19 protein-coding genes are annotated in these 21,242 nt (G+C 58.4%); 15 read left to right on the top strand and 4 right to left on the bottom strand.

The genetic code is table 11. The features are described from left to right. Positions 1-10 precede the first annotated feature (10 nt). From ruvB to L861_RS03225, 9 genes are read left to right on the top strand one after another with little or no spacing between them, the layout of a single operon-like run. A complete protein-coding gene (ruvB, locus tag L861_RS03185; protein ID WP_035567731.1) occupies positions 11-1,045 on the top strand; it encodes a Holliday junction branch migration DNA helicase RuvB in 1,035 nt (344 codons plus the stop codon). Then, the gene (ybgC, locus tag L861_RS03190) at positions 1,045-1,443 is read left to right on the top strand and encodes a tol-pal system-associated acyl-CoA thioesterase (protein WP_016415115.1); all 399 of its coding nucleotides are present in this window, start codon (positions 1,045-1,047) and stop codon (positions 1,441-1,443) included. The genes ruvB and ybgC overlap by 1 nt, the downstream gene beginning before the upstream one ends. Positions 1,444-1,467: 24 nt before the next feature. Beyond that, positions 1,468-2,160: a protein TolQ gene (gene tolQ, locus L861_RS03195; protein WP_027947472.1), complete on the top strand. Its 693-nt coding sequence runs from the start codon at positions 1,468-1,470 to the stop codon at positions 2,158-2,160. Positions 2,161-2,173: 13 nt separating this feature from the next. Then, positions 2,174-2,623, top strand: a complete 450-nt coding sequence (tolR, locus tag L861_RS03200; RefSeq protein WP_016415117.1) for a protein TolR — start codon at positions 2,174-2,176, stop codon at positions 2,621-2,623. A 9-nt stretch (positions 2,624-2,632) separates the two neighbouring features. Then, positions 2,633-3,784 carry a cell envelope integrity protein TolA gene (tolA, locus tag L861_RS03205; RefSeq protein ID WP_016415118.1) on the top strand — a complete coding sequence of 384 codons (1,152 nt, stop codon included), beginning with the start codon at positions 2,633-2,635 and terminating at the stop codon, positions 3,782-3,784. Next, positions 3,784-5,076: a Tol-Pal system beta propeller repeat protein TolB gene (tolB, locus tag L861_RS03210; RefSeq protein ID WP_016415119.1), complete on the top strand. Its 1,293-nt coding sequence runs from the start codon at positions 3,784-3,786 to the stop codon at positions 5,074-5,076. Before tolA ends, tolB begins: the two co-directional genes overlap by 1 nt. Before the next feature lie 45 nt (positions 5,077-5,121). Further along, complete coding sequence (gene pal, locus L861_RS03215) at positions 5,122-5,655, top strand: peptidoglycan-associated lipoprotein Pal (RefSeq protein WP_016415120.1); 534 nt, start codon at positions 5,122-5,124, stop codon at positions 5,653-5,655. A 33-nt stretch (positions 5,656-5,688) separates the two neighbouring features. Further along, positions 5,689-6,480, top strand: coding sequence for a tol-pal system protein YbgF (ybgF, locus tag L861_RS03220; RefSeq protein WP_016415121.1), 792 nt, complete (start codon positions 5,689-5,691; stop codon positions 6,478-6,480). Between the two features lie 23 nt (positions 6,481-6,503). Next, the gene (locus L861_RS03225) at positions 6,504-7,265 is read left to right on the top strand and encodes a YciK family oxidoreductase (RefSeq protein WP_016415122.1); all 762 of its coding nucleotides are present in this window, start codon (positions 6,504-6,506) and stop codon (positions 7,263-7,265) included. Positions 7,266-7,315: 50 nt separating this feature from the next. On the opposite strand, the gene L861_RS03230 is transcribed toward L861_RS03225, so the two are convergent. Genes L861_RS03230 through L861_RS03240 form a run of 3 tightly spaced genes read right to left on the bottom strand, consistent with a single transcriptional unit; the run spans position 7,316 to position 10,074 of the window. Continuing rightward, entirely contained in the window at positions 7,316-7,987 is a 672-nt protein-coding gene (locus L861_RS03230) for an HAD family hydrolase (protein WP_027947470.1), read from the bottom strand. Then, the gene (ubiG, locus tag L861_RS03235; RefSeq protein WP_016415124.1) at positions 7,984-8,718 is read right to left on the bottom strand and encodes a bifunctional 2-polyprenyl-6-hydroxyphenol methylase/3-demethylubiquinol 3-O-methyltransferase UbiG; all 735 of its coding nucleotides are present in this window, start codon (positions 8,716-8,718) and stop codon (positions 7,984-7,986) included. Before ubiG ends, L861_RS03230 begins: the two co-directional genes overlap by 4 nt. After that, positions 8,719-10,074, bottom strand: a complete 1,356-nt coding sequence (locus L861_RS03240; RefSeq protein WP_016415125.1) for a TRZ/ATZ family hydrolase — start codon at positions 10,072-10,074, stop codon at positions 8,719-8,721. 91 nt (positions 10,075-10,165) lie between these two features. Here L861_RS03240 and mtnA point away from each other — a divergent pair, with 91 nt between their 5' ends. From mtnA to L861_RS03255, 3 genes are read left to right on the top strand one after another with little or no spacing between them, the layout of a single operon-like run. Beyond that, positions 10,166-11,272, top strand: coding sequence for an S-methyl-5-thioribose-1-phosphate isomerase (gene mtnA / locus L861_RS03245; protein ID WP_016415126.1), 1,107 nt, complete (start codon positions 10,166-10,168; stop codon positions 11,270-11,272). Beyond that, positions 11,269-12,159, top strand: coding sequence for a UTP--glucose-1-phosphate uridylyltransferase GalU (galU, locus tag L861_RS03250; protein WP_016415127.1), 891 nt, complete (start codon positions 11,269-11,271; stop codon positions 12,157-12,159). Before mtnA ends, galU begins: the two co-directional genes overlap by 4 nt. Before the next feature lie 5 nt (positions 12,160-12,164). Next, a complete protein-coding gene (locus L861_RS03255) occupies positions 12,165-13,460 on the top strand; it encodes a nucleotide sugar dehydrogenase (RefSeq protein ID WP_016415128.1) in 1,296 nt (431 codons plus the stop codon). Positions 13,461-13,564: 104 nt separating this feature from the next. Here L861_RS03255 and L861_RS03260 read toward each other — a convergent pair whose 3' ends face one another. Beyond that, positions 13,565-14,143, bottom strand: coding sequence for a superoxide dismutase (locus tag L861_RS03260; RefSeq protein WP_016415129.1), 579 nt, complete (start codon positions 14,141-14,143; stop codon positions 13,565-13,567). Positions 14,144-14,426: 283 nt separating this feature from the next. Here L861_RS03260 and L861_RS03265 point away from each other — a divergent pair, with 283 nt between their 5' ends. Genes L861_RS03265 through tamB form a run of 3 tightly spaced genes read left to right on the top strand, consistent with a single transcriptional unit; the run spans position 14,427 to position 21,207 of the window. Further along, positions 14,427-15,311 (top strand): coiled-coil domain-containing protein, encoded by an 885-nt coding sequence (locus tag L861_RS03265; RefSeq protein ID WP_016415130.1) that lies wholly within the window; start codon positions 14,427-14,429, stop codon positions 15,309-15,311. A 14-nt stretch (positions 15,312-15,325) separates the two neighbouring features. Then, positions 15,326-17,188: an autotransporter assembly complex protein TamA gene (gene tamA, locus L861_RS03270; protein ID WP_016415131.1), complete on the top strand. Its 1,863-nt coding sequence runs from the start codon at positions 15,326-15,328 to the stop codon at positions 17,186-17,188. Continuing rightward, positions 17,152-21,207: an autotransporter assembly complex protein TamB gene (gene tamB / locus L861_RS03275; protein WP_236617037.1), complete on the top strand. Its 4,056-nt coding sequence runs from the start codon at positions 17,152-17,154 to the stop codon at positions 21,205-21,207. Before tamA ends, tamB begins: the two co-directional genes overlap by 37 nt. The last annotated feature ends 35 nt before the right edge of the window (positions 21,208-21,242 follow it).

Raw genomic sequence — 21,242 nt, forward strand, 5'->3', positions numbered from 1 at the left:
GGACGATTCCATGATCGAAAGTGATCGACTGATTGCCGCTCAGCCACAGGCTGATGAAGGGCGTGTCGACCACGCCATTCGTCCTCGGCGGCTGGTCGAATATATCGGTCAACCCGGGGCACGCGAGCAACTCGAAATTTTCATCAGTGCTGCTCGCGGGCGTGCTGAAAGTCTCGACCATACGCTGGTGTTCGGGCCGCCTGGGCTGGGCAAGACGACGTTGGCCAATATCATTGCCGCCGAGATGAATGTCGATATCAAGTCAACGTCTGGTCCCGTGCTGGAGCGTGCTGGCGACTTGGCAGCCATGCTCACCAATCTGCAACCTGGGGATGTGCTGTTCATCGATGAGATCCATCGTCTCTCGCCTGTCGTCGAGGAAGTGCTGTATCCCGCCATGGAGGATTTTCAGCTCGACATCGTCATTGGCGAAGGGCCGGCGGCACGTTCCATCAAGCTCGATCTGCCTCCTTTCACCTTGGTAGGGGCCACGACGCGAGCCGGACTCCTGACGTCGCCGCTACGCGACCGGTTCGGTATCGTTCAGCGTTTGGAGTTCTACGGAATCGACGATCTAACCGAGATCGTCGCTCGTTCCGCGCGGCTACTGAGGGTCGAAGCGGACCGTGAGGGAGCTGCTGAAATTGCACGTCGCGCACGGGGAACGCCGCGCATCGCTAATCGTCTATTACGGCGTGTACGTGATTTTGCCGAGGTGCGTGGCAACGGCCAACTGAATGCCGAAATCGCCGATCAGGCGTTGAATATGTTGCATGTCGACCGACATGGCCTGGACCACATGGATCGTCGTCTGTTGCTGGCGATGATCGAAAAATTCGATGGAGGGCCGGTAGGGGTCGACTCGCTGGCCGCTGCCATCAGTGAGGAACGCGATACAATCGAGGATGTCATCGAGCCCTACCTGATTCAACAGGGGTTCATGATGCGGACGGCAAGGGGGCGGGTCGTCACTCGCCAAGCCTATCTGCACTTCGGTCTGGCGGCACGGGATGATATCCCCCATGCCAGCGACGAGGTTCGCTGATGAGTCAGGGATTTCAATGGCCGGTGACTGTCTATATCGAAGATACCGATGCGGGAGGCATCGTTTATTACGTCAACTATCTCAAATATATGGAGCGGGCGCGCAGTGAGTGGCTCCGCCGATGCGGCTTTACGCAACGCGAACTGCTCGAAATTGGCATCCAGTTGGTAGTGCACCGTCTGGAGTGCCGTTATGCCAAGCCCGCCCGACTCGACGATGCCCTGCTGGTTAGCGCTGATATCGAGGATTTTTCCTCCTGCCGGCTGAGTTTTCGTCAGGAAGTCACTTGCTGCGGGGAACCCCTTTGTGATGCCAGGGTCGACATCGCCTGCGTGGATGCGGTGCGACTCAGGCCAATACGCTGGCCGACGGCGCTTGCCGCGGCAATTAACGGTTAATTTGCAAGACTGACGAGGACACCCGTGAACGACTCCATGTCCATTCCCCATCTGATCATGAATGCCAGTGCCGTGGTACAGCTCGTCATGCTGATTCTCACGGTAGGTTCGGTTTTATCCTGGATCGTGATCTTTCAGCGCAGCTTCGTGATTCGTCGGGCCAGAAGGGCTCATCAGAACTTCGAGGAGCGCTTCTGGTCCGGTATCGATCTGAACGAGCTATATCGCGAGACGCCTTCCGAGCAGGAAACTGTCGGTGCCGAGCAAGTCTTTCGGGCTGGCTTTCGTGAGTTCAATCGCCTGTTGCCCAAAACTCGTAGCCCCCAATCGATCCTTGATGGTGTGCAGCGCAGTATGCGGGTTGCTTGGTCTCGTGAAGAGGAACGCTTGACCCTGCATCTGGTGTTCCTTGCCACAGTGGCATCAGCCAGCCCGTATATCGGCCTGTTTGGGACCGTGTGGGGGATCATGGGCTCCTTCCAGAGCTTATCCATGGCGCAGCAGGCGACGCTTTCGACGGTGGCTCCCTGGATTGCCGAAGCCTTGATTGCTACCGCCATGGGGCTGTTTGCCGCCATTCCCGCGGTCATCTTCTATAACCGGCTGTCGTCCGAGTCCAGCAAGCTACTGGGCAAATACGAGGACTTTGCCGAAGAGTTCCATTCGATCCTGCACCGCAATCTGCAGGGACGTGGCGACAGCAGCGGCGCGGCCTGAGGGAGTACCAGAGATGCATGGTCCGTTCCATCGCGGCGGTAGCCGCAAGCCCATGGGCGAAATCAACGTCGTACCGTTCATCGATGTCATGCTGGTACTGTTGGTGATCTTCATGATCACGGCCCCCATGCTGACTCAGGGAGTGCAAGTCGATCTCCCTCAGGTAACGTCGAAACCCATCGAGGACATGGAGGATCGCGAGCCGGTCATCGTCTCCGTGGACCGGGAAGGGCAGTATTTTATTTCGCTGGGAGATGAGGAAACTCCGGTATCGCTGGAGGATATCTCCGATCGCGTGATCGCCATACTCAATCGGCGTCCGGACACTCCCGTCATGGTGCGAGGTGATCGCAACGTTTCCTACGGGCAGGTCGTCACTCTGATGAGCACCCTGCAGGTGGCCGGTGTGGCGAACGTTGGACTGATTTCCGAACCACCAACCAGTGATTCGCGTGAGAGTTGAGGTATTGTCATGGCCAGACACGACCAGCGTGTAGGCTATGGCCTGCCAGCGATACTCGCCATTGGGCTGCATGTGTTGGTACTGGTGGTGAGCGTGATCAGCCTGCCATCGCGTGATGCCGATCCATCGTCGTCATCGATCGTTCAGGCGACCTTGGTCAGTAACGAAACCGTTACCGATCAGGCGCAGCGTGCCCAAGAGGCACGTGAACGGGCGGCTGCCCGTCAGGCCGAAGAGGAAGCCAAAGCCGCCGAGGAAGCGGAACGCCAAGCAGCGGAGCAGGCTGAGGCCGAGCGCCAAGCACAGGAACAACGCGCCCAGGCAGAAGCAGAACGTCAAGCCGCCCAACGTGAGCGGGAAGTTGCCCGTCAGCAGGCGGAAGAGGAAGCGCAACGTCGTGCCGAGGAAGCCGAGCAACAAGCTAATCGCCGCGCCGAGGAAGCCGAACGTCAACGCCAGGCCGAACTCGAGCGCCAGCGTCAGGAAGAGGAGCGTCGTCAGGCTGAGGCCGAACGCCAGCGCCAGGAAGAGGAGGCTCGTCGTCAAGCCGAGGCCGAACGCCAGCGCCAGGAAGAGGAGGCTCGTCGCCAGGCCGAGGCCGAACGTCAGCGTCAGGAAGAGGAGGCTCGTCGCCAGGCCGAGGCCGAACGCCAGCGCCAGGAAGAGGAGGCTCGTCGCCAGGCCGAGGCCGAACGTCAGCGTCAGGAAGAGGAGGCTCGTCGTCAAGCCGAGGCCGAACGACAGCGTCAGGAAGAGGAGGCCCGTCGTCAGGAAGCGGCCAGGCGAGCTGCTGAAGCTGCCAGTCAAAGTCTCGACGAGGCCATTGCTGGAGAAGCTTCAGCTGTTGCCAATGCACAGCAGGGCCAGGAAGCTGCCAATGGTTTCATCAACCTGGTTCGGCGTGCGGTAGAGCAGTCATGGGCAATTCCGGCGGGCAGCAATCAGGGAGTTGTGGCGACCATCACGGTTCGGCTTGGCCCTTCAGGCGAACTTCTTGGTGCCTCTGTCAGCCAAAGCAGTGGTGACAGCGCGTTCGACCAGTCTGCGTTACAAGCGGTACAGCGAGCTGAGCCATTCACCGAACTGATGCGCTTACCCGCCTCAACGCAACGTGAGTTCCGTCAATTCAACTTGAGATTCCAACCAGGGGATGTGCGCTGATGAAACGTTATTTGACCCTATGGCTGGGTGCGATACTGATGTTTGTCGCTGTTCAGGCCCAAGCCGACCTAACCATCGAGATCACCCGCGGCAGTGATCGAGCTACACCTATAGCCATTGTGCCTTTTGCCTCTGAGGGGAATCTCTCGTTGCCAGAGGATGTCGCTCAAGTGATCAGCGACGACCTCAAGCGTAGCGGGCAGTTCGAGCCACTGGCTCGTGACTCGTTGATTTCGCGTCCCACTCGTAGCGAGGACGTTAACTATCGTGACTGGCGTGCCGTGGATAGCGACTACTTGGTCGTAGGGGAAGTCGCCCAGGAAGGAGGCGGCTATCGTGTCCAGTATGAGCTCCTGGATGTCTATGGCGAGCGCCGCATGATCGGGGAATACATCACCTCGAATACCGAACAACTGCGTAGAACGGCGCACTACATCAGCGATAAGATCTACGAAGCGATTACCGGGGTCCGGGGGGCCTTTTCCACCAAGATCGCTTATGTGACGTCTCAAGGGAGTGGCGATAACATCCGTTACGGGCTGTATGTTGCCGATGCCGACGGACGCAATAGCCAGGAGATCCTGTCCTCCAACCAACCGATTCTGTCTCCCGCCTGGTCGCCGGATGGCAGCAAGCTAGCCTATGTTTCCTTCGAAACCGAGCGGCCCGCAATCTATATCCAGGAACTGGGATCGAGCCGTCGCGTCCGTGCAACGTCGTTCCCGGGGCTCAATAGTGCGCCTGCCTGGTCGCCGGATGGTCGCAAACTGGCGATGTCGCTGTCGAAGGATGGCCAGCCGGAAATCTACGTGATGGATATCGCTAATCGCAGTTTTCAGCGCCTTACCAACAATTCTGCGATCGACACCGAACCAAGCTGGTCACCCGATGGGAGTAAGCTCGTCTTTACCTCCGATCGTAGTGGCGGACCGCAATTGTATCGCTACGATATTGCCAGCGGGCAGGCCGAGCGCATAACCTTTACAGGTAATTACAATGCACGTGGGCGTTACTCACCCGATGGCGAGTCGATGTTCCTGGTTCATCGCAGCGGCAATGGCTATCAAATTGCCAAGCAGGATCTGGAGACCGATCGCCTTGTGACACTGACCGATTCCCGTTGGGATGAATCTCCCAGTGTTGCGCCCAATGGCAGCATGGTAATCTTCGCCACCCAGCAGGGAAACAGCGGGGTGCTGGGGGCCGTATCGGCTGATGGCAATGCCTCTTTCCGGCTGCCCGCCGCGCAAGGCGATGTGCGGGAGCCCGCATGGTCGCCGTTCTTGAACTGACGTGATACTCACAACGTGTCATTCGATCCTAACAAGGAGTTGACAATGCAATTCAAACCGTACGCCAAGAGTCTGGCAGTCGCCTTGTCCCTTGCTTTCGTGGCCGGCTGTTCCAGCAGCGGCGGTACCCAGGATGGGGCCCTGGATGGCACCGCTGGCAGCGGTACCGGAGGTGTTGCAGGGCAGGGGCAGGGTATGATGTCTGGCCAGGCCGGTGGCACGTCGATGCAAGCTGGCCAGCAAGGCCGTATTCCCGATGTGCGTACCATCTACTTCGATTTCGATAGCGATCAGATCCGTAGCGAGTTCCAGTCGGTGCTTACCGCACACGCCCAGTACCTGCGTAGCAATGGCAATGCCAGAGTCGTGTTGGAAGGACATTCCGATGAGCGCGGCACGCGTGAGTACAACATGGCGTTGGGCGAGCGTCGGGCTCAGTCCGTCGAGCGATTCCTGACTGTGCAGGGTGTATCACCATCACAGTTCGAGATCGTCAGCTATGGTGAAGAGCGTCCGGCTGTCCGTGGACATAGTGAAGATGCCTACGCCCAGAATCGTCGCGTGGTATTCTCTTACTGAAACCCGCGTGACTAGGCTCCAGTGGAGTAAAGCATGAAACGCAGTCTGAAAGGACTGTGCGGCGCGGGAGCCCTGGTGCTCCCGCTGTCCGTATGGGCCGCCCCTGTAGTGGAAGATCTCACGGGACAACAACCGCAGAGCTTCTACGATCAAACGCAAATCCGTGAAGAGGCCGGTGGCAACCTGGTGCTCTTCAATCAGATGCAGGCCAACCAGCAAGAGATCCAGCAACTCCGTGGCCAGCTCGAAGAGTTGCGTTATCAGATCGAGCAGTTGCGTCGCCTTTCCCAGGAACGCTACCTTGATCTGGAAGAACGCATTCTGGCCGGTGGCGGTCTCGGTGGCCAGCCTCAACCCGGGACTCAGGTAGATGCCGATACCGCTCGCGATATCGCTACTGCTGCACCGAGTGGCCCCAGCGATGCCGGAGGCCCCGGCGGTCCTACTGAGGATGCCCGGGCGGCTTATCAGCAGGCCTTCCAGCATGTCCAGAATCGTGATTTCCCGGCAGCCATTCAAGCTTTTGAAGCATTCGTCAACAACTACCCTGACAATAGCCTCACTGCCAATGGCCATTATTGGCTGGGTGAGCTCTACTCGGCGCAGTCCGAGCTTGAACCGGCAGCGCAAGCCTTTGAGACGGTGATCAACGATTACCCGCAGAGCAACAAGGTTCCCGATGCCCTTTACAAGCTGGGACTGCTTCGGGCGCGTCAAGGACAACCCGATGTCAGCCGAGAACTGCTGATCCGGGTGCGTGATGACTATCCGCAGAGCAGTGCGGCCGGAATGGCCAACGATTTCCTGAATCAATCAGGAATCTAGCGGTTGTCACCTAAGGAGTATCGATGAGCTGCAAGATCGATTATCGCCCCTCTGTGGAACTGCTTGCGGGCAGGGTAATTCTGGTGACAGGTGCTGGTGATGGCATCGGACGGGCCGCCGCATTGGCCTATGCTGGCCATGGAGCAACAGTGATTCTGCTGGGACGCACCATTGCCAAGCTGGAGAAGGTCTACGACGAGATCGAGGCTGCAGGCGGCCCTCAGCCGGCCATTTTCCCATTGAACTTCGAGGGGGCGACTCTCAAGGACTTTCAGGACATGGCCGACACTCTGGACAAGGAGTTCGGTCGGCTCGATGGTCTGCTGCACAACGCGGGATTGCTGGGCCGGATCACCCCCTTCGAGCAATACAACCCCGAGCTCTGGGAACAGGTGATGCAAGTCAACTTCAATGGCCCAATCTGGATGACCCAGGCATTGTTGCCATTACTGAAGGCTTCCAAGGATGCCTCTGTCATCTTCACTTCCTCGAGTGTTGGTCGCAAAGGGCGTGCCTATTGGGGGGGGTATGCCGTTTCCAAGTTTGCCACAGAAGGCTTTGTGGAAGTGCTGGCCGAAGAGTTGGAGCATCTGGGAACACTGCGTATCAACAGCCTCAATCCTGGCGCGACTCGTACGCAGATGCGCAAAACCGCCTATCCTGCCGAAGACCCTGACAAACTACGCACCCCCGATGAGATCATGCCTACCTATCTGTGGCTGATGGGACCCGACAGCTGCGGCCACAACGGTGAGCGTTTCGATGCTCAGCCACCCAAGAGCTAATCCAAGGCCCAATATTCAATACGGCCTCCGCTAGCGGAGGCCGTATTGCATCAGCGCTGCTGTAGTGCTTGGATCAGGGCCTGAGGGGATTCGAACCAGCGGTCCGCCGGCCAGGCCTGGATATCGTCGTTCTCGTCCAGATAGCCATAGCCCACAGCGATAGCCGTCATACCAGCAGCCCGGGCTGCCTGCATGTCCCGGCGGTGATCACCGATGTACCAGCAATCACCAGCGCTCACGCCCAATCGATGTGCGGCTTCCCACAAGGGCTCTGGAGAGGGCTTCTTCACTGGCAGATCGTCAGCACAGAGAAGTGCTCCAGGAATTAGCCCCAGTGCCTCGATCAGTGGGACTGCGTAAGCGCGCGGCTTGTTGGTGACGATACCCCACACGCGGGGTGGGATGGACCAGGCGCCAAGTAGAGAGTCAAGCCCGGGAAACAAACGACTTTCGGCGGCGACATCCCGCCCATAGGATTCGAGCAGGAAGGTGCGTGCCTCAGCATGTCCATCGGCCCCTTGCTCCAACCCCAACGCCAGCGTGACCAGCGCGCTGCCACCGTTGGAGACTTGGGCACGAATGATGGGAAAGGGCAGTGCCTCAAGGCCATGATGCGCGCGTAAAGCGTTAGTTGCCCGAGCCAGATCCGGGGCAGTATCCACCAAGGTACCGTCCAGATCGAAGAGTAGGGCGCGCGGCAGGGCAGAAGCATTGCTCATCATGGCATCTCCAGTCGACAGTGCATCAGGTAGTTGACTGAGACGTCACGCGCATCGAGCCGGTAGCGGCGCATCATAGGATTATAGACCAGGCCGCTTTGCTCACAGACTTTCAACCCTGTGGCGCGACACCAGCTCGACAACTCCGATGGGCGAATGAACTTGCGATAATCGTGGGTTCCCTTGGGCAACAAACGCAGCACGTACTCGGCCCCCAAGATAGCGAAAGCATAAGCCTTGGGATTGCGGTTGACAGTCGAGAAGAATACCTGCCCACCGGGCTTGACTAGTGTCGCGCAGGCACGTACCACCGCTTGTGGATCCGGGACGTGCTCAAGCATTTCCATGCAAGTCACGACATCGTACTCTCCTGGATGGGTAGCGGCCATTTCTTCAGCACTGGCCTGGCGGTAATCGACATCGACACCACTTTCCTGCTGATGCAGGCGTGCCACCGATAACGGAGCATCCCCCATGTCGATGGCCGTAACCTTGGCCCCACGGTGTGCCATCGCTTCGCTCAAGATGCCACCGCCACAGCCGACATCGATGACCGTCTTGCCGGCCAGACCACCGCGTGCTTCGATGAAATCGAGACGTAGCGGATTGATGTCATGCAGGGGTTTGAACTCACCTTCCTTGTCCCACCAGCGACTGGCCAAGGCTTCGAACTTGGCGATTTCGCCCTGATCGACGTTCTGGCGATACTGGTGGGGATCCTGTGCGGTTTCCATCTACATTCGCTCCTTTCCCTGCGACGCCGTAGCGGTCATAGCGTTCTGGTAGTGGTGTGTATTGGCAAGTATGGCCTCGGCATCGAGTGCCTCGAACTCACTATCAGTCAGGTATGGCTGTCCGCCGATCCAGACGTGGCTGACCTGCTGGCTTTGCATGGCATAGACTACGGCTGAGGCCGGATGATGCACCGGAGCGGTATTCAAGCGCTCCAGGTCCACGGCGATCACATCCGCTTCGAAGCCTTGGTGTAGCTGACCGAGTCGCGCTTCCAGCCCAAGTGCCTTGGCGCCTTCACGCGTGGCCATGGCCAGCGCTGCCATGGCGGGTAAGGCCGCAGCATCGCCACTGACTCCTTTGGCCAGTAATGCTGCGCACTTGAGCTCATCGAACATGTCGAGGTCATTGTTACTGGCAGCGCCATCGGTTCCCAACGCTACGGTGATGCCCGCATCAAGCAGGCGGGCTACCGGGCAGAAGCCACTGGCCAGTTTCAGATTCGATTGTGGGCAATGCACAATGCGAGTGTCGGTTTCACGCAGAATAGCCAGGTCCTGATCGTCGATCTGGGTCATGTGCACGGCTTGGAAATGGGGGCCTAGCAAACCGGCCTCGAACAACCGTGCCAGCGGTCGTTTACCATCCTTCGCCAAACCCTGCTCGACCTCATCTGCGGTCTCATGGACATGCATCTGAATCGGCAGCCCGAGTCGGAGATGAGCGTCATGCAGGCGCGTCAGGCTCTCGTCGCTGACCGTATAGGGAGCATGAGGCCCTAGCGCCAATGAGATACGGGGATGATCGCGATAACGCTCGAGCAGAGCCTCGGTCTTGGTCAATCCGATCGCGAAGTCAGGTGCCCAGGGGGTCGGAAAATCGATCAGTGGCGTACATAATTGCACGCGCATGCCCAAGCGCTCCACGACCCCGGCCACCGCTTCAGGTGCCAGATACATGTCAGCAAAGGTCGTGGTACCTCCGCGCAGCATTTCAGCACACGCCAAGCGGGTGCCCGCAGCGACGAAGTCGGGGTTCACATGCGCAGCCTCGGCCGGCCAGATATGGTCGTTGAGCCATGTCATCAACGGTAGGTCGTCGGCAAACCCTCTCATCAAGCTCATGCCGGCATGATTGTGGGCATTGATCAGCCCTGGTAACAAGGCATGATGGTCCAGGCGCACGACTCGCAACGGCCGAACGTGATGACGTGCTTCCGATTGCGGCCAAGGGCCTAGCAAGTGCCCGTCATGCATGGCGATGGCATGGTCCTCGAGTGTCGGTAAACCATCGCTCATCGGCAATATCCAACGTGCCTCGATCAGCAGGTCGACATCACGCGGTGCGGTGGATGGCATCGCAGGTCTCCTTCGGTATGATGAGCGTTATTCTACCCGCTCTAGTCGCCGCTTTCCCATCGCGATCGGGAAGAACCTTTCAGGAGAAATCATGTCCGTACCTTCCATAACGCCAATTCGCTGGTGTGACGATGGTCATCTCGAGCTACTCGATCAGCGGGCTTTGCCGGACCGTCATCTGACTCTGGATGTGACCAGTGCCGATGGTGCGGCTGAAGCGATTCGCGCGATGGTGGTGCGTGGTGCACCCGCGATCGGTATCACTGCCGCTTACGGTGTGGTATTGGCAGCGCTGAAGCAACGGGGCAGCGATTGGCAACCCGGGGTGGAAGCCGCCATAACGATTCTGGCCGCTTCACGCCCTACCGCTGTCAATCTGTTCTGGGCCCTTGAGCGTATGCACCAGGTCATCGCCATACATCGGCATGAAGAGGTGGCTCCGGTAACTGCGCTACTCGAGGCGGCACGTACCATTCATCGCCAGGATCTCGACGATAACCTCACCATGGGAGAATTGGGCGCCGACCTGATCTCTCGCGAGGCGCCCTGTGCGGTGATGACACACTGTAATACCGGGGCACTTGCCACCGGAGGGCACGGCACGGCGCTGGGCGTGATCCGCAGTGCCTGGAGCAGGGGATTGATCACCCATGTCCATGCCAATGAAACCCGCCCCTGGCTGCAAGGCGCTCGCTTGACGGCGTGGGAGCTCGACCAAGAGGGAATTCCCGTAACCTTGGCGGTCGACTCCGCCGCATCGCTGCTGATGGCTCAAGGCAAGGTCGGCTGGTTGATCGTTGGCGCCGATCGCATCGCGGCCAACGGCGATGTGGCCAACAAGATCGGCACCTTGGCGCTGGCTGTTCAGGCACGTTACTTTGGTGTCAAAGTGATGGTGGTGGCTCCATCGAGTACCTTTGACTTGGAGGTCGCCAGCGGCGATGCGATTCCCATCGAAACCCGCGATGCCCGTGAACTCACGCATCAAGGAGAGCGTGTCGTCGCTCCGGAAAAAATCAATATCTACAACCCGGTGTTCGATGTCACTCCAGCGTCGCTGATCGATGCCATCGTCTGCGAGCGAGGGGTCATCGAACACCCCGATCATGCCGGTGTCGTGCGCATGATCGAGACATGCAGGGGAACTGAGGTATGTCATAATCTCTCAAGAACTTATGAAAGGAAGGACCCCGAATGATCCGCAAGGCCGTACTCCCCGTCGCCGGCTTCGGCACTCGTTGCCTGCCGGCTTCCAAAGCGATTCCCAAGGAAATGATCACCATCGTCGACAAGCCGGTGATCCAGTACGTGGTGGAAGAAGCCGTGGCCGCAGGGATCAAGGAAATCGTGCTGGTCACTCACTCCAGCAAGGGTGCTATCGAAAACCATTTCGACAAGCACTTCGAACTGGAGAGTACGCTCGAGGCCAAAGGCAAGCACGAATTGCTCAAGGAGCTGCACGATATCATCCCCGATGATGTCAAGATCATCAGTATTCGCCAGCCCGAGCCTCTAGGGCTTGGTCACGCCGTTCTCTGTGCGCGCCCCATCATCGGTGACAGCGAGCCCTTCGCCGTACTGCTGCCGGATGTGCTGGTCGACGCAGAAGGACTTGCCCGTAATGACTTGGCCGGCATGGTGGAGGCTTTCAATACCACTGGCCAAGCTCAGATCATGGTCGAAAACGTGCCCCGCAGCATGGTTTACAAGTACGGCATCGTTGCACTCGACTCGCCTGAGCTGGCCCCGGGTCAGTCAGGCGGGATTACTCGCGTGGTCGAAAAGCCTACGGTCGAGGAAGCACCCTCCACTCTGGCGGTCATTGGCCGCTACCTGCTGCCAGGGTCGATCTTCCCCTTGTTGGCAGAAACCCCTCCTGGTGCGGGTAACGAGATCCAACTCACCGATGCTATCGACGAACTTCGTCGCCAGGGCGGCGTAGCTGCTTATCGCATGCAGGGCACCACCTACGACTGTGGTCACCAGTTGGGTTATTTGGAAGCGATTCTGGCTTTTGCCAAGCGTCACCCCAAGTATGGGCATGATTTCAGCCAATTGTTGGCCCGATACGCCGGCCAGGAGTAGACGAGATGCGCGTTATCGTCCATGGAAGTGAGCTAGCTTCGGCCACGGCGGCAGCTGCTTTGTCGAGTGTCGGTCACCGGGTCGATTGGACCCCTCATCCCGATTTGCCTTGGGACGCGTTACGAGAAGCCGAATGGTTGGCACGGGAGCCTGAGCTGCTAGCCCATCTGCATGCTTCCTGTCAGGGAGGTACGCTACGAATTCTAGGGGAACACACCGGCGACACAGAACTCGACGAAGCCGATATTCTATGGCTGGCCCTGGCCCCGGATCAGCGCCAAGAGGCCGAAGCCCTGGTGGCCCATGTGGCCAGCCGTCAGTCCTTGCCATTGGTGGTCATCAATAACTCTACCTTTCCTGTAGGGACCACTGAACAGTTCGAGTCATGTCTGGGACATATTGGCCAAGTGGCCGTTGCGTTACCCGATATGCTCGAGGAAGGGCGTGCCTGGCAGGTTTTCACCCGACCGTCGCGCTGGTTGCTGGGATGCGAGGATGATGAAGCCGCCATTCAAGTTCGCGAATTGCTGCGGGCTTTCAACCGTCGTAGTGATAATTTCCAGCGCATGCCGCGCCGAGCCGCGGAGCTGACCAAACTGGCCATCAATGGCATGTTGGCCACACGCATCAGCTACATGAACGAGATTGCCGGTCTGGCCGATTCGTTGGATGTGGATGTCGAGCATGTGCGTCAGGGCATGGGGGCGGATAGCCGCATCGGCTACGAGTACCTGTACCCCGGATGCGGCTTCGGTGGCCTGAATTTTTCGCGCGACCTGATGCGGCTGGCCGATGTCCAGTCAGCCAGTGGGCGGGCCTCGGTCTTGCTCGATCGCGTGCTGGATATCAACGAGCACAAGAAAGAGACCCTGTTTCGTAAGCTGTGGGCTCATTTTCACGGTCAGTTGGAGGGTCGCACGGTTGCGATATGGGGAGTGGCCTTCAAGCCGGGCACGACACGTATCGATCATGCCCCGGTCTTGACGCTGCTCGATGCTTTGTGGGCTCAAGGCGTACATGTACGCTTGCACGACCCGGCGGCTCTGGCCTCCCTGGAAGCGCATGTCGGTCCCCATCCGTTGATGACCTTGTGTCCCGATGACCCTTATCAGGCGTGCGAGGGAGCCGATGCCTTGATGCTGGTCACTGAATGGAAATGCTACTGGAATCCTGACTGGCGCCGCTTGGGAGACATGCTTGGCGAGCGTCTGGTTCTTGATGGGCGCAATATTTATGACCCTCGTTATGTGGCGGCACGCGGCCTGACCTATCGAGGTATCGGAAGAAGAGCGGACCCATGAAGCCCCATAGTCATTAACGAAGAAGGCCCCACTATAGTGGGGCCTTTTTTGATCATTCAACTGAGCGTATCACGGACCTCAATGATACACCGAATGACTGGAATTCAGCTGAAATTTTGGGCGACGAAGTCCCAATTGAGCAGGTTCCAGACATTTTCCAGATACTTGGGACGCGCATTACGATAGTCGATGTAGTAAGCATGTTCCCACACATCGATGGTCAGCAGCGGTGTCTGTCCATGAGCGATGGGAGTGTCAGCATTACTCGTATTGACGATGTCCACGCCACCATCGTCAGTCTTGATCAGCCAGGTCCAACCGGAGCCAAAGTTACCCACGGCTTGAGCGTTGAAGGTCTCTTTGAACTTGTCGAAGGAACCGAATTTGGCGTTGATGGCATCAGCCAGAGCGCCGCTGGGCTCACCGCCGCCATTGGGTGACAGGCAATGCCAGTAGAATGTGTGATTCCACACCTGAGCTGCCTGATTGAAGAGGCCGCCGGAAGAGGACTTGATGATCTCCTCGAGAGATTTGTTGGCATCGGGAGTGCCGTCGACCAGTTCGTTGAGCTTGGTCACATAGGCTTGATGATGTTTGCCATAGTGATAATCAAGTGTCTCGGCGGAGATATGCGGTTCCAGCGCATTCTTCTCGTAAGGCAGGGCGGGAAGTTCAAATGCCATGATTACTCCTTTTTTCCTTTTAGTCACCGATGAAAACAGCGCCTGATGTTATGGGGATTCCTGCCTCGGGCGTCAAGGGTTGGCAAGAGACAAAACGACTTGGCCCGCTATCCGTCCGGGCGAAAAAAACCTTACAATACCAAGCATCTGCGAAGGTGGTGTCGCGACATCATAGCACCCTGGGGTATGCTCGCCAATTCCGACAGCGTCACTCGGACATGTAACGGCAACCTCAAATGGCGACCGTCACTGCCTTGTTCGTGCATGGTTAAGGAGTCTCTCTATGGCCGAGCGCCCGGAGGAAGAGCGCCACACGCCCCGCATCGTCCCGGATGCCGATGCTAGTATCGCGGCTCATCGGTACCGCTATTCTTCTTCCCCTCGCGTATGGCCGTTATGGTGTCTGATCGTGTTGCTCGGCCTGGCACTCGGTGGCTTGGGCTACCTGGCTTGGCAAGAGCGCCAAGGCATGCTGGAAGAAATCCGTCGCCTCGAAGGACAGCTATCCAATGTCCATGCCCGATTCGATGCCTTCGGCGATAACCGTACCGGTGCTGTCGATTCCCTGGAAGGGCAAGTCGAGTCGCTGATTGATGATCATCGTTCCCTGCGCCAGCGGGTGGAAGAACAGGAGCGTCTTCTCGACTCGGTGCGTGAGACCGGTATCGACGACAGTGAACTGGAACCTCTGCAACAGCGTCTGAATGAACTAGGGGAAGCGATCGATTCTCAGAAAGCCTTGATCGCAGCCATCCGCACGTCCCTGGATGCCCTGGAGCGTGCCGGCGAGGATGGCCGAGCCTTTCTAGCCACACGATTGTCCGGCTTCGAAAGCGCTCAGCAGCACCATAGCGAGCGTCTGGATAACATGGCCGAGACACTGGGTACGTTGCGCGAGGCACGGGATACGCTTCGCCGGGGGCAACGTGAACTGGAGGAGCGGGTGGATGACTTGCCCGTGACGGATCCGGAACGCTTGCAGGGGTTGGAACAAGAACTGGCCTCATTGACCCGTGCAGTTGAGACCCTGGAAGAACAACGTGATACTGACCGCGAGGCATTGGAAGCCATACGTGGCCGCCTGAGTAGCAGCCAGGCTCAGTTGACCGAGCTAAGGCAGAATCAGGTTGCCTTGAGCGCGAGCCTGGAAGCTCTGCGGAGTCAATAAGGACATGGGGTGATATGGGACATCGCATACTTGCGCCATTGGGTGTGGCGGCGTTGAGTTCATGCTTGACGCTACCCACCTTGGCTTTGGAGGCGCGAGTCGAAGGGTTGACAGGCGCTCCCGAAGACAACGTTTCGAACTATCTGGAAGGACTTGATGCAACCCAGTACAGTCGCAGCCGTCTCGAAGGAGAAGTGCGCCGGCGGACGGGTGAGGCATTACGTGTTTACGGCTACTATGAACCCGACATCGTTCTCGAATTCGTCGGCGAAAAACCCGACTCGGTCAATGTGACGATCGACCCGGGGCCGCGGGTCAAGATCTCAGCGCTGGATATCCAGGTCCGTGGCGAGGCCGAAAATGATAGTGCCTTCCGCGATGTGCTCGATGCTTTTCCTCTCGCTGAAGGCGATCCCTTGCGGCACGCGCCGTATGACCGGCTTCGCAATCAATTGTCCAGCCTTTCCCTCGAACGCGGGTATTTCGATTCGATTTTTCTCGAGCGGCGAATGGAAGTGCGTCCGTGGAAGCAAAGCGCTCGACTCTACCTCATTCTTGATAGCGGCGATCGCTATCGTTTTGGCGAGATCGACTATCACGGTAGCCAGATCGATGAGGCACGCTTGCGGCAAATGCTGCCTTTTTCACCAGGGGAACCTTATCTGGCAGCCCAACTCGCCGAATACAACCAACGACTGAGTCAGAGCGAGTGGTTTTCATCCATTGCCATACGCCCAAGGTTGCGCGAAGAAGAGACACTGGCCTTGTCATCTTCTCCCAGCCACTGGTGGGAGCAGGTAGAACGCCAAGGGAGTGTCCCTTCCCCTTCTGTTCAGCCTACTGGGCCCGTTATCGACGCAACCGCACTGAATAGCGCATTGTCACTGCGAGGTAGGCGAAGTCTGGATGTTCCGCTCGATGTCAACCTGGTTCCCGCGGATCGACATCAATTCGAGACGGGGATCGGTTATGCCACCGACGTTGGTCCCAGGTTGCGCTTTTCCTGGCACCGGCCCTGGTTGAACAGCGCCGGCCACAGCTTGAACCATGATCTGTTCCTGGCGGCTCCCGACCAGCGCCTGACCGGCGAGTACATCATGCCGTTAGAGGATCCGTTGCGAGACAGCTACCGCCTGCAATATGGCTTCCGACAGCGCGATAACGAAGACACGCAAAGCATGGAAGCCTCTGTGGAACTGGCTCGTCGCTGGCAGTTCGACAATGATTGGGTGCAGAGTCTCTACCTTCGCTCTACTTTCGAAGACTTCACCCAGGCGGATGAATCGGCCCAAGTCTTTCTGTTGTACCCCGGCATCAGTTGGTCGCGAATACGTACTCGCAATCCCCGCTTCCCCACCTGGGGCGATCGTCAACGGCTAGCGTTCGAGTACTCGAACCGCGCCTGGGGATCGGATGCTAACTTCTTTCGGACTACCCTCGACTCCCAATGGATTCGCATGCTTGGCAGCAATACCCGCTTCGTCGGCCGTATCGGGCTGGGAGCAATCAGTACTGAGGATTTCGACAAGATTCCACCTTCATTGCGCTTCTTTGCCGGCGGGGACCGCAGCGTTCGAGGGTATTCCTACGAAAGCCTGGCGCCACGCGACGAGGAAGGGGATTTGCTTGGCGGCCAGCAACTGTTCACCACCAGTCTGGAAGTTCAACGTCGTGTGACCGGTGACTGGTGGGGAGCCGCTTTTGTTGACGTCGGTGATGCTTTCAATGATTGGTGGCCCAGCGAGCTCAATACGGGTGCCGGTCTCGGTGTACGTTGGATATCACCAGTGGGGCCGATCCGTTTCGACATTGCTCACCCCTTCGATGACGAGGAGAAGTCGTGGCGCATACACTTCGCAATCGGCCCAGAGTTTTGAGGATCATGGTGCCGATCTGGGCATTGTTGCGCATTCTGATCTTGCTCCCCCTGTGGCTGCTGGGTTTGGTGATCTTCATTCTCGGCCTGGCCTTGTCGCCTTGGGGAACCGATATATTGCTGGAGCAAGGGCAAGCGCGAGGTTGGTTTCAGTACGAAAGCGTCGAAGGCGCACCCTTGGATCGGCTGGAGCTCCGAGGATTTCGGGTCGACGCCGGTCCCGCCAGCATTGCACTCGAGCACTTGGTCCTCGACTGGGCGGAAGACTGTGTCTTGAGTGGCCGGCTATGTGTCGACGACCTGGCTCTTCAAGGGGTTAGCATCCAGGTGTCGAGAAGTGAGGGCACTTCCGAGGAGGATGAGGAAACAGGCGATACGGCCATGCAACCTGGCTCCTTCGCGCTGCCGTTCCCCATTGAGATCCGAGCCCTGTCGTTGGTCGATGTCGACATTCAATTGGCTGACGGCACTCGTCTGCAGTGGGAGCACTTCAACACCGGCGCACGCGCCGAGGGAGATACCCTGAACTTGGCACCGACTCGTTGGCAAGGAGGCCGTTTGAGCTTGCCTTTGTCACCAGGTGCCAGGCTGGCTCTGTCGGCAAGTGAGCAGGCCGAGGAAGAAGGGACTCCGTCAGCCAGGCAACTGACGGCGGAATCGATCGATGCCGCCATTGCGGCACAGTCGCCGTCGCCTGTCATGACTGAGAGTCAGGAAGAACGAGAGATGTTACCACTCGACCAGCGTGACCGTCTCTCGCTGCCGGAGATTCACCTGCCGCTGGCCATCGAGGTGCCAAGCTTGGTGGTCGAGGATTTCCGGATCGCTGGCCCCTTCGAATATGGCATCGAACGCCTGGCCTTGACCCTTGACGCACGCGATCAGGAAGTGAGCATCGAGCCATTGAGCTTGAGCAGCATCGATGCCGACGCTGAACTGACAGCGCACGTCGAACTGCGTGACGATTACCCCCTCGAAGCCCACTTGACTGGCACACTCATGCTCCCCGAGATCATGCCCGAGCTTGCCGGTGAGCGCCTGGAGCTGCAGGCTAGTGGCAACTTGGCTGATCTCTCTCTGGATCTGGAGACCAAGGGACCCGTTGCCTTGGCATTGAGCGCTCAGCTCGACGCCCTCGATCCTACCTTGCCATTCACTGCCACACTGCGTGCGGATGAACTGGTGTGGCCGTTGCCAGGTGCTGCTGCCACAACGGAAAGCGACACTCCAGAGAGTGCTACCGATCCATACCGCTTCCGCCAACTCGTGGCGCGAGTCGAGGGCGATCTACAGGGGTACCAGGCGGCGCTGTCGGTGCAGGCTTCAGGTCCTGAGATTCCAGCAGCACAACTAGCGTTGACAGGAAGTGGCGATCGGCACCACTTCGCCTGGTCCCCCATATCGCTAGCGTTGGAGCGTGGCTCTCTGATCAGTCACGGTGATGTTCGTTGGGTCGATGGCTTGGCCATCAGGGCCGGGCTCAGGCTGTCCAATCTCGATCCGGCTCTGGTTACCGAGGCGGTAAAGGGACGTCTAAGTGGCACGGCCGAGCTGCATTTCACGCAGGATTTTCAAGGATGGCGTGTTGCAGTTCCCGAACTGGCGATCCGCGGTCAACTCCAGGAGTTGCCGATGGAGCTCGATGCCCGTCTGACGGGAAATAGCGATATGCAGTGGCAGATCGAGCAATTCAATTTCCGCCAGGGTGACAACCGATTGAATGCTCAAGGGCGAATCGGTGAACGACTGTCGTTGAGTGGTGATCTTCAGGCGCCAGCGTTGGAAGCGCTCTCTCCACAACTTGCCGGGGCTTTGCGCGGTGATTTCAATGTCGCTGGAACTCTTGAAGTTCCACAGATGGAGCTGGACTTGCAGGGTGAGGAGCTGCGGTTCGCCGGAAACCGTCTGCGGCGCCTGACGCTGGCAGCCAACATGAACGGACTCGACGATCCGGATCTGGATGTGCAACTGGATATCGAGCGGCTCAATGCCGGCGGTCAGCGTTTCACCACCGTCGCCCTAGCACTTGATGGGCGATTGTCATCACATCGACTGACCCTGGATGCCCAGGCCGGGCGGGGTATGCCGCTCTCGCGAGTTGGGTTGGCTCTAGAAGGCTCCATGAATGCTGAGCGTACCCGTTACAGTGGACGACTGGCCCCATTGGAGGTTGATAGCGAGCATGGCGATATCCGTCTCGACTCGCCAATGACCTTCGTCGCCGATATTGGCACCAATCGCGTCAGGGTTCAGCCATTTTGCCTGCGTCGCTCGCAGGGTGGGGAGTTGTGTGTCGACGAACCTCTCGAAGCGTCCGCCACTCAAGGTAGGGCGGTGCTGGCCCTGCGTGAGTTGCCAATGGCATTGCTCGATGAAATGGTTCCCGAGGACTGGGAACTCGCTGGCAATAGCCGAGCCGACGTTACCATCGGCTGGCGACAAGGTGGTACCCAATGGTCAGTGGACGCCCAGCTCGACAGCGGCCTGACGCTAAGTGGCTTGGATGCTTACGGCCAGCCTTGGGAGTTGCCAGAGTCCAGTATTTCATTGACTGCCGAGGCGAACCAAGCACGGGCCGATGCCAATCTCGAGGTGACATTGTCTGGAGCAGGACGGATACGTCTCGAGATTGCTGTTGACGAACCTATGACCCGAGGAGATATCAGTGGTCGATTGGTCGCCGATGATATTCGGCTGGCACCCTATCGCACGCTGGTTGCCGGCATGGAGCAGTTACGCGGAGGAATATCCGGAGACGTTGCCATCAGCGGTAATATGCAAACGCCGCTCTTGAATGGCGATATTCGTCTTTCGGGGCTACGGGCTCGGGGCGGAGAGGTTCCGGTGGAAGTGAGAAATGGGGAGCTGAATGTTCGTTTGAACGGCGATCGCGGTACTCTCGATGGTTTTATCGCTGCCGAACAGGGACGTCTTGCCATCAGTGGCGATGCTGCCTGGCCCAGCAGTGATGACTGGGAGGCATCGATAAATATCGATGGCCAGGAAGACCCCTTGCTGGCGGTTCTACCGGCGTTTGGGCGTCTGCGTCTTGCCCCCGATCTACAAATCGATATTGACCCTAGCCTATTGCGGGTTCGGGGGCGCGTTGAAGTTCCCTGGGCGCGTCTGAAAGTTGGTCAGGTTCCGACGTCGGCGACCACTCCCAGCAGTGACGAGGTCATCATCACACAGCGCGACGAAATGCGTGCCCGACGTGAAGCGGAGCGTGCTGCCGAACAGGGTGAAGCGGGCGCTGGAGAGGAGGCGGCCGATACCCTGGCCAATAGAGGCATGGCCATCGATGTACGTATCGATCTGGTGCTAGGGCCTGATATGCAGCTCGAAGCCTATGGACTGGAGGCAGGATTGCAAGGCAACCTCGAGGTGCGCCAACGCTCGGGGCCAGTGCAGCTTTTCGGTGATGTCAATCTGATTGACGGCCGGTTCCGCGCTTTCGGTCAGGATCTGCTGATACGCCAGGGGCAAATAATTTTCAGTGGTCCAGCGGATCAGCCACTATTGCAGTTCGAGGCGATTCGCAATCCCAATGCCACTGAAGACGATGTGATTGCCGGACTGCGGGTCAGCGGCTCGGCCGAAGCCCCGAATCTACAAGTCTTTTCTGAGCCGGCCATGGAAGAGTCCCGGGCGCTTTCTTACCTGTTGCGCGGCAGGGCACCCGAGGATGGTGATACCGATGGCGCACTAACCTCAGCATTGATCGGACTGTCTTTATCTCGCACCGGTGGCGCCGTCGGTCAACTTGGCCAGGCCTTTGGTATCCAGGACTTGGCTCTCGAATCGGCGGGCACCGGAGAAGAGAGTCAGGTCGTGGTCAGTGGCTACCTGTTCGAGGATTTACGAGTCAGCTATGGTGTAGGGATCTTCTCGCCAATCGCTGAATTGACGCTGCGTTACACCTTGTGGCGCAACCTCTATCTGCAAGCCGTTTCCGGTGTGGCCCAGGGAGTGGACCTGATTTACAGTTTCAGCCTGGGCAAAGCACAGCAGAGTCCCTGACGTCCCACTATGTGACATGCGAGTAATGAGGCCAA

It is taken from the genome of Litchfieldella anticariensis FP35 = DSM 16096 (assembly GCF_000409775.1).
GTDB lineage: Bacteria > Pseudomonadota > Gammaproteobacteria > Pseudomonadales > Halomonadaceae > Litchfieldella > Litchfieldella anticariensis.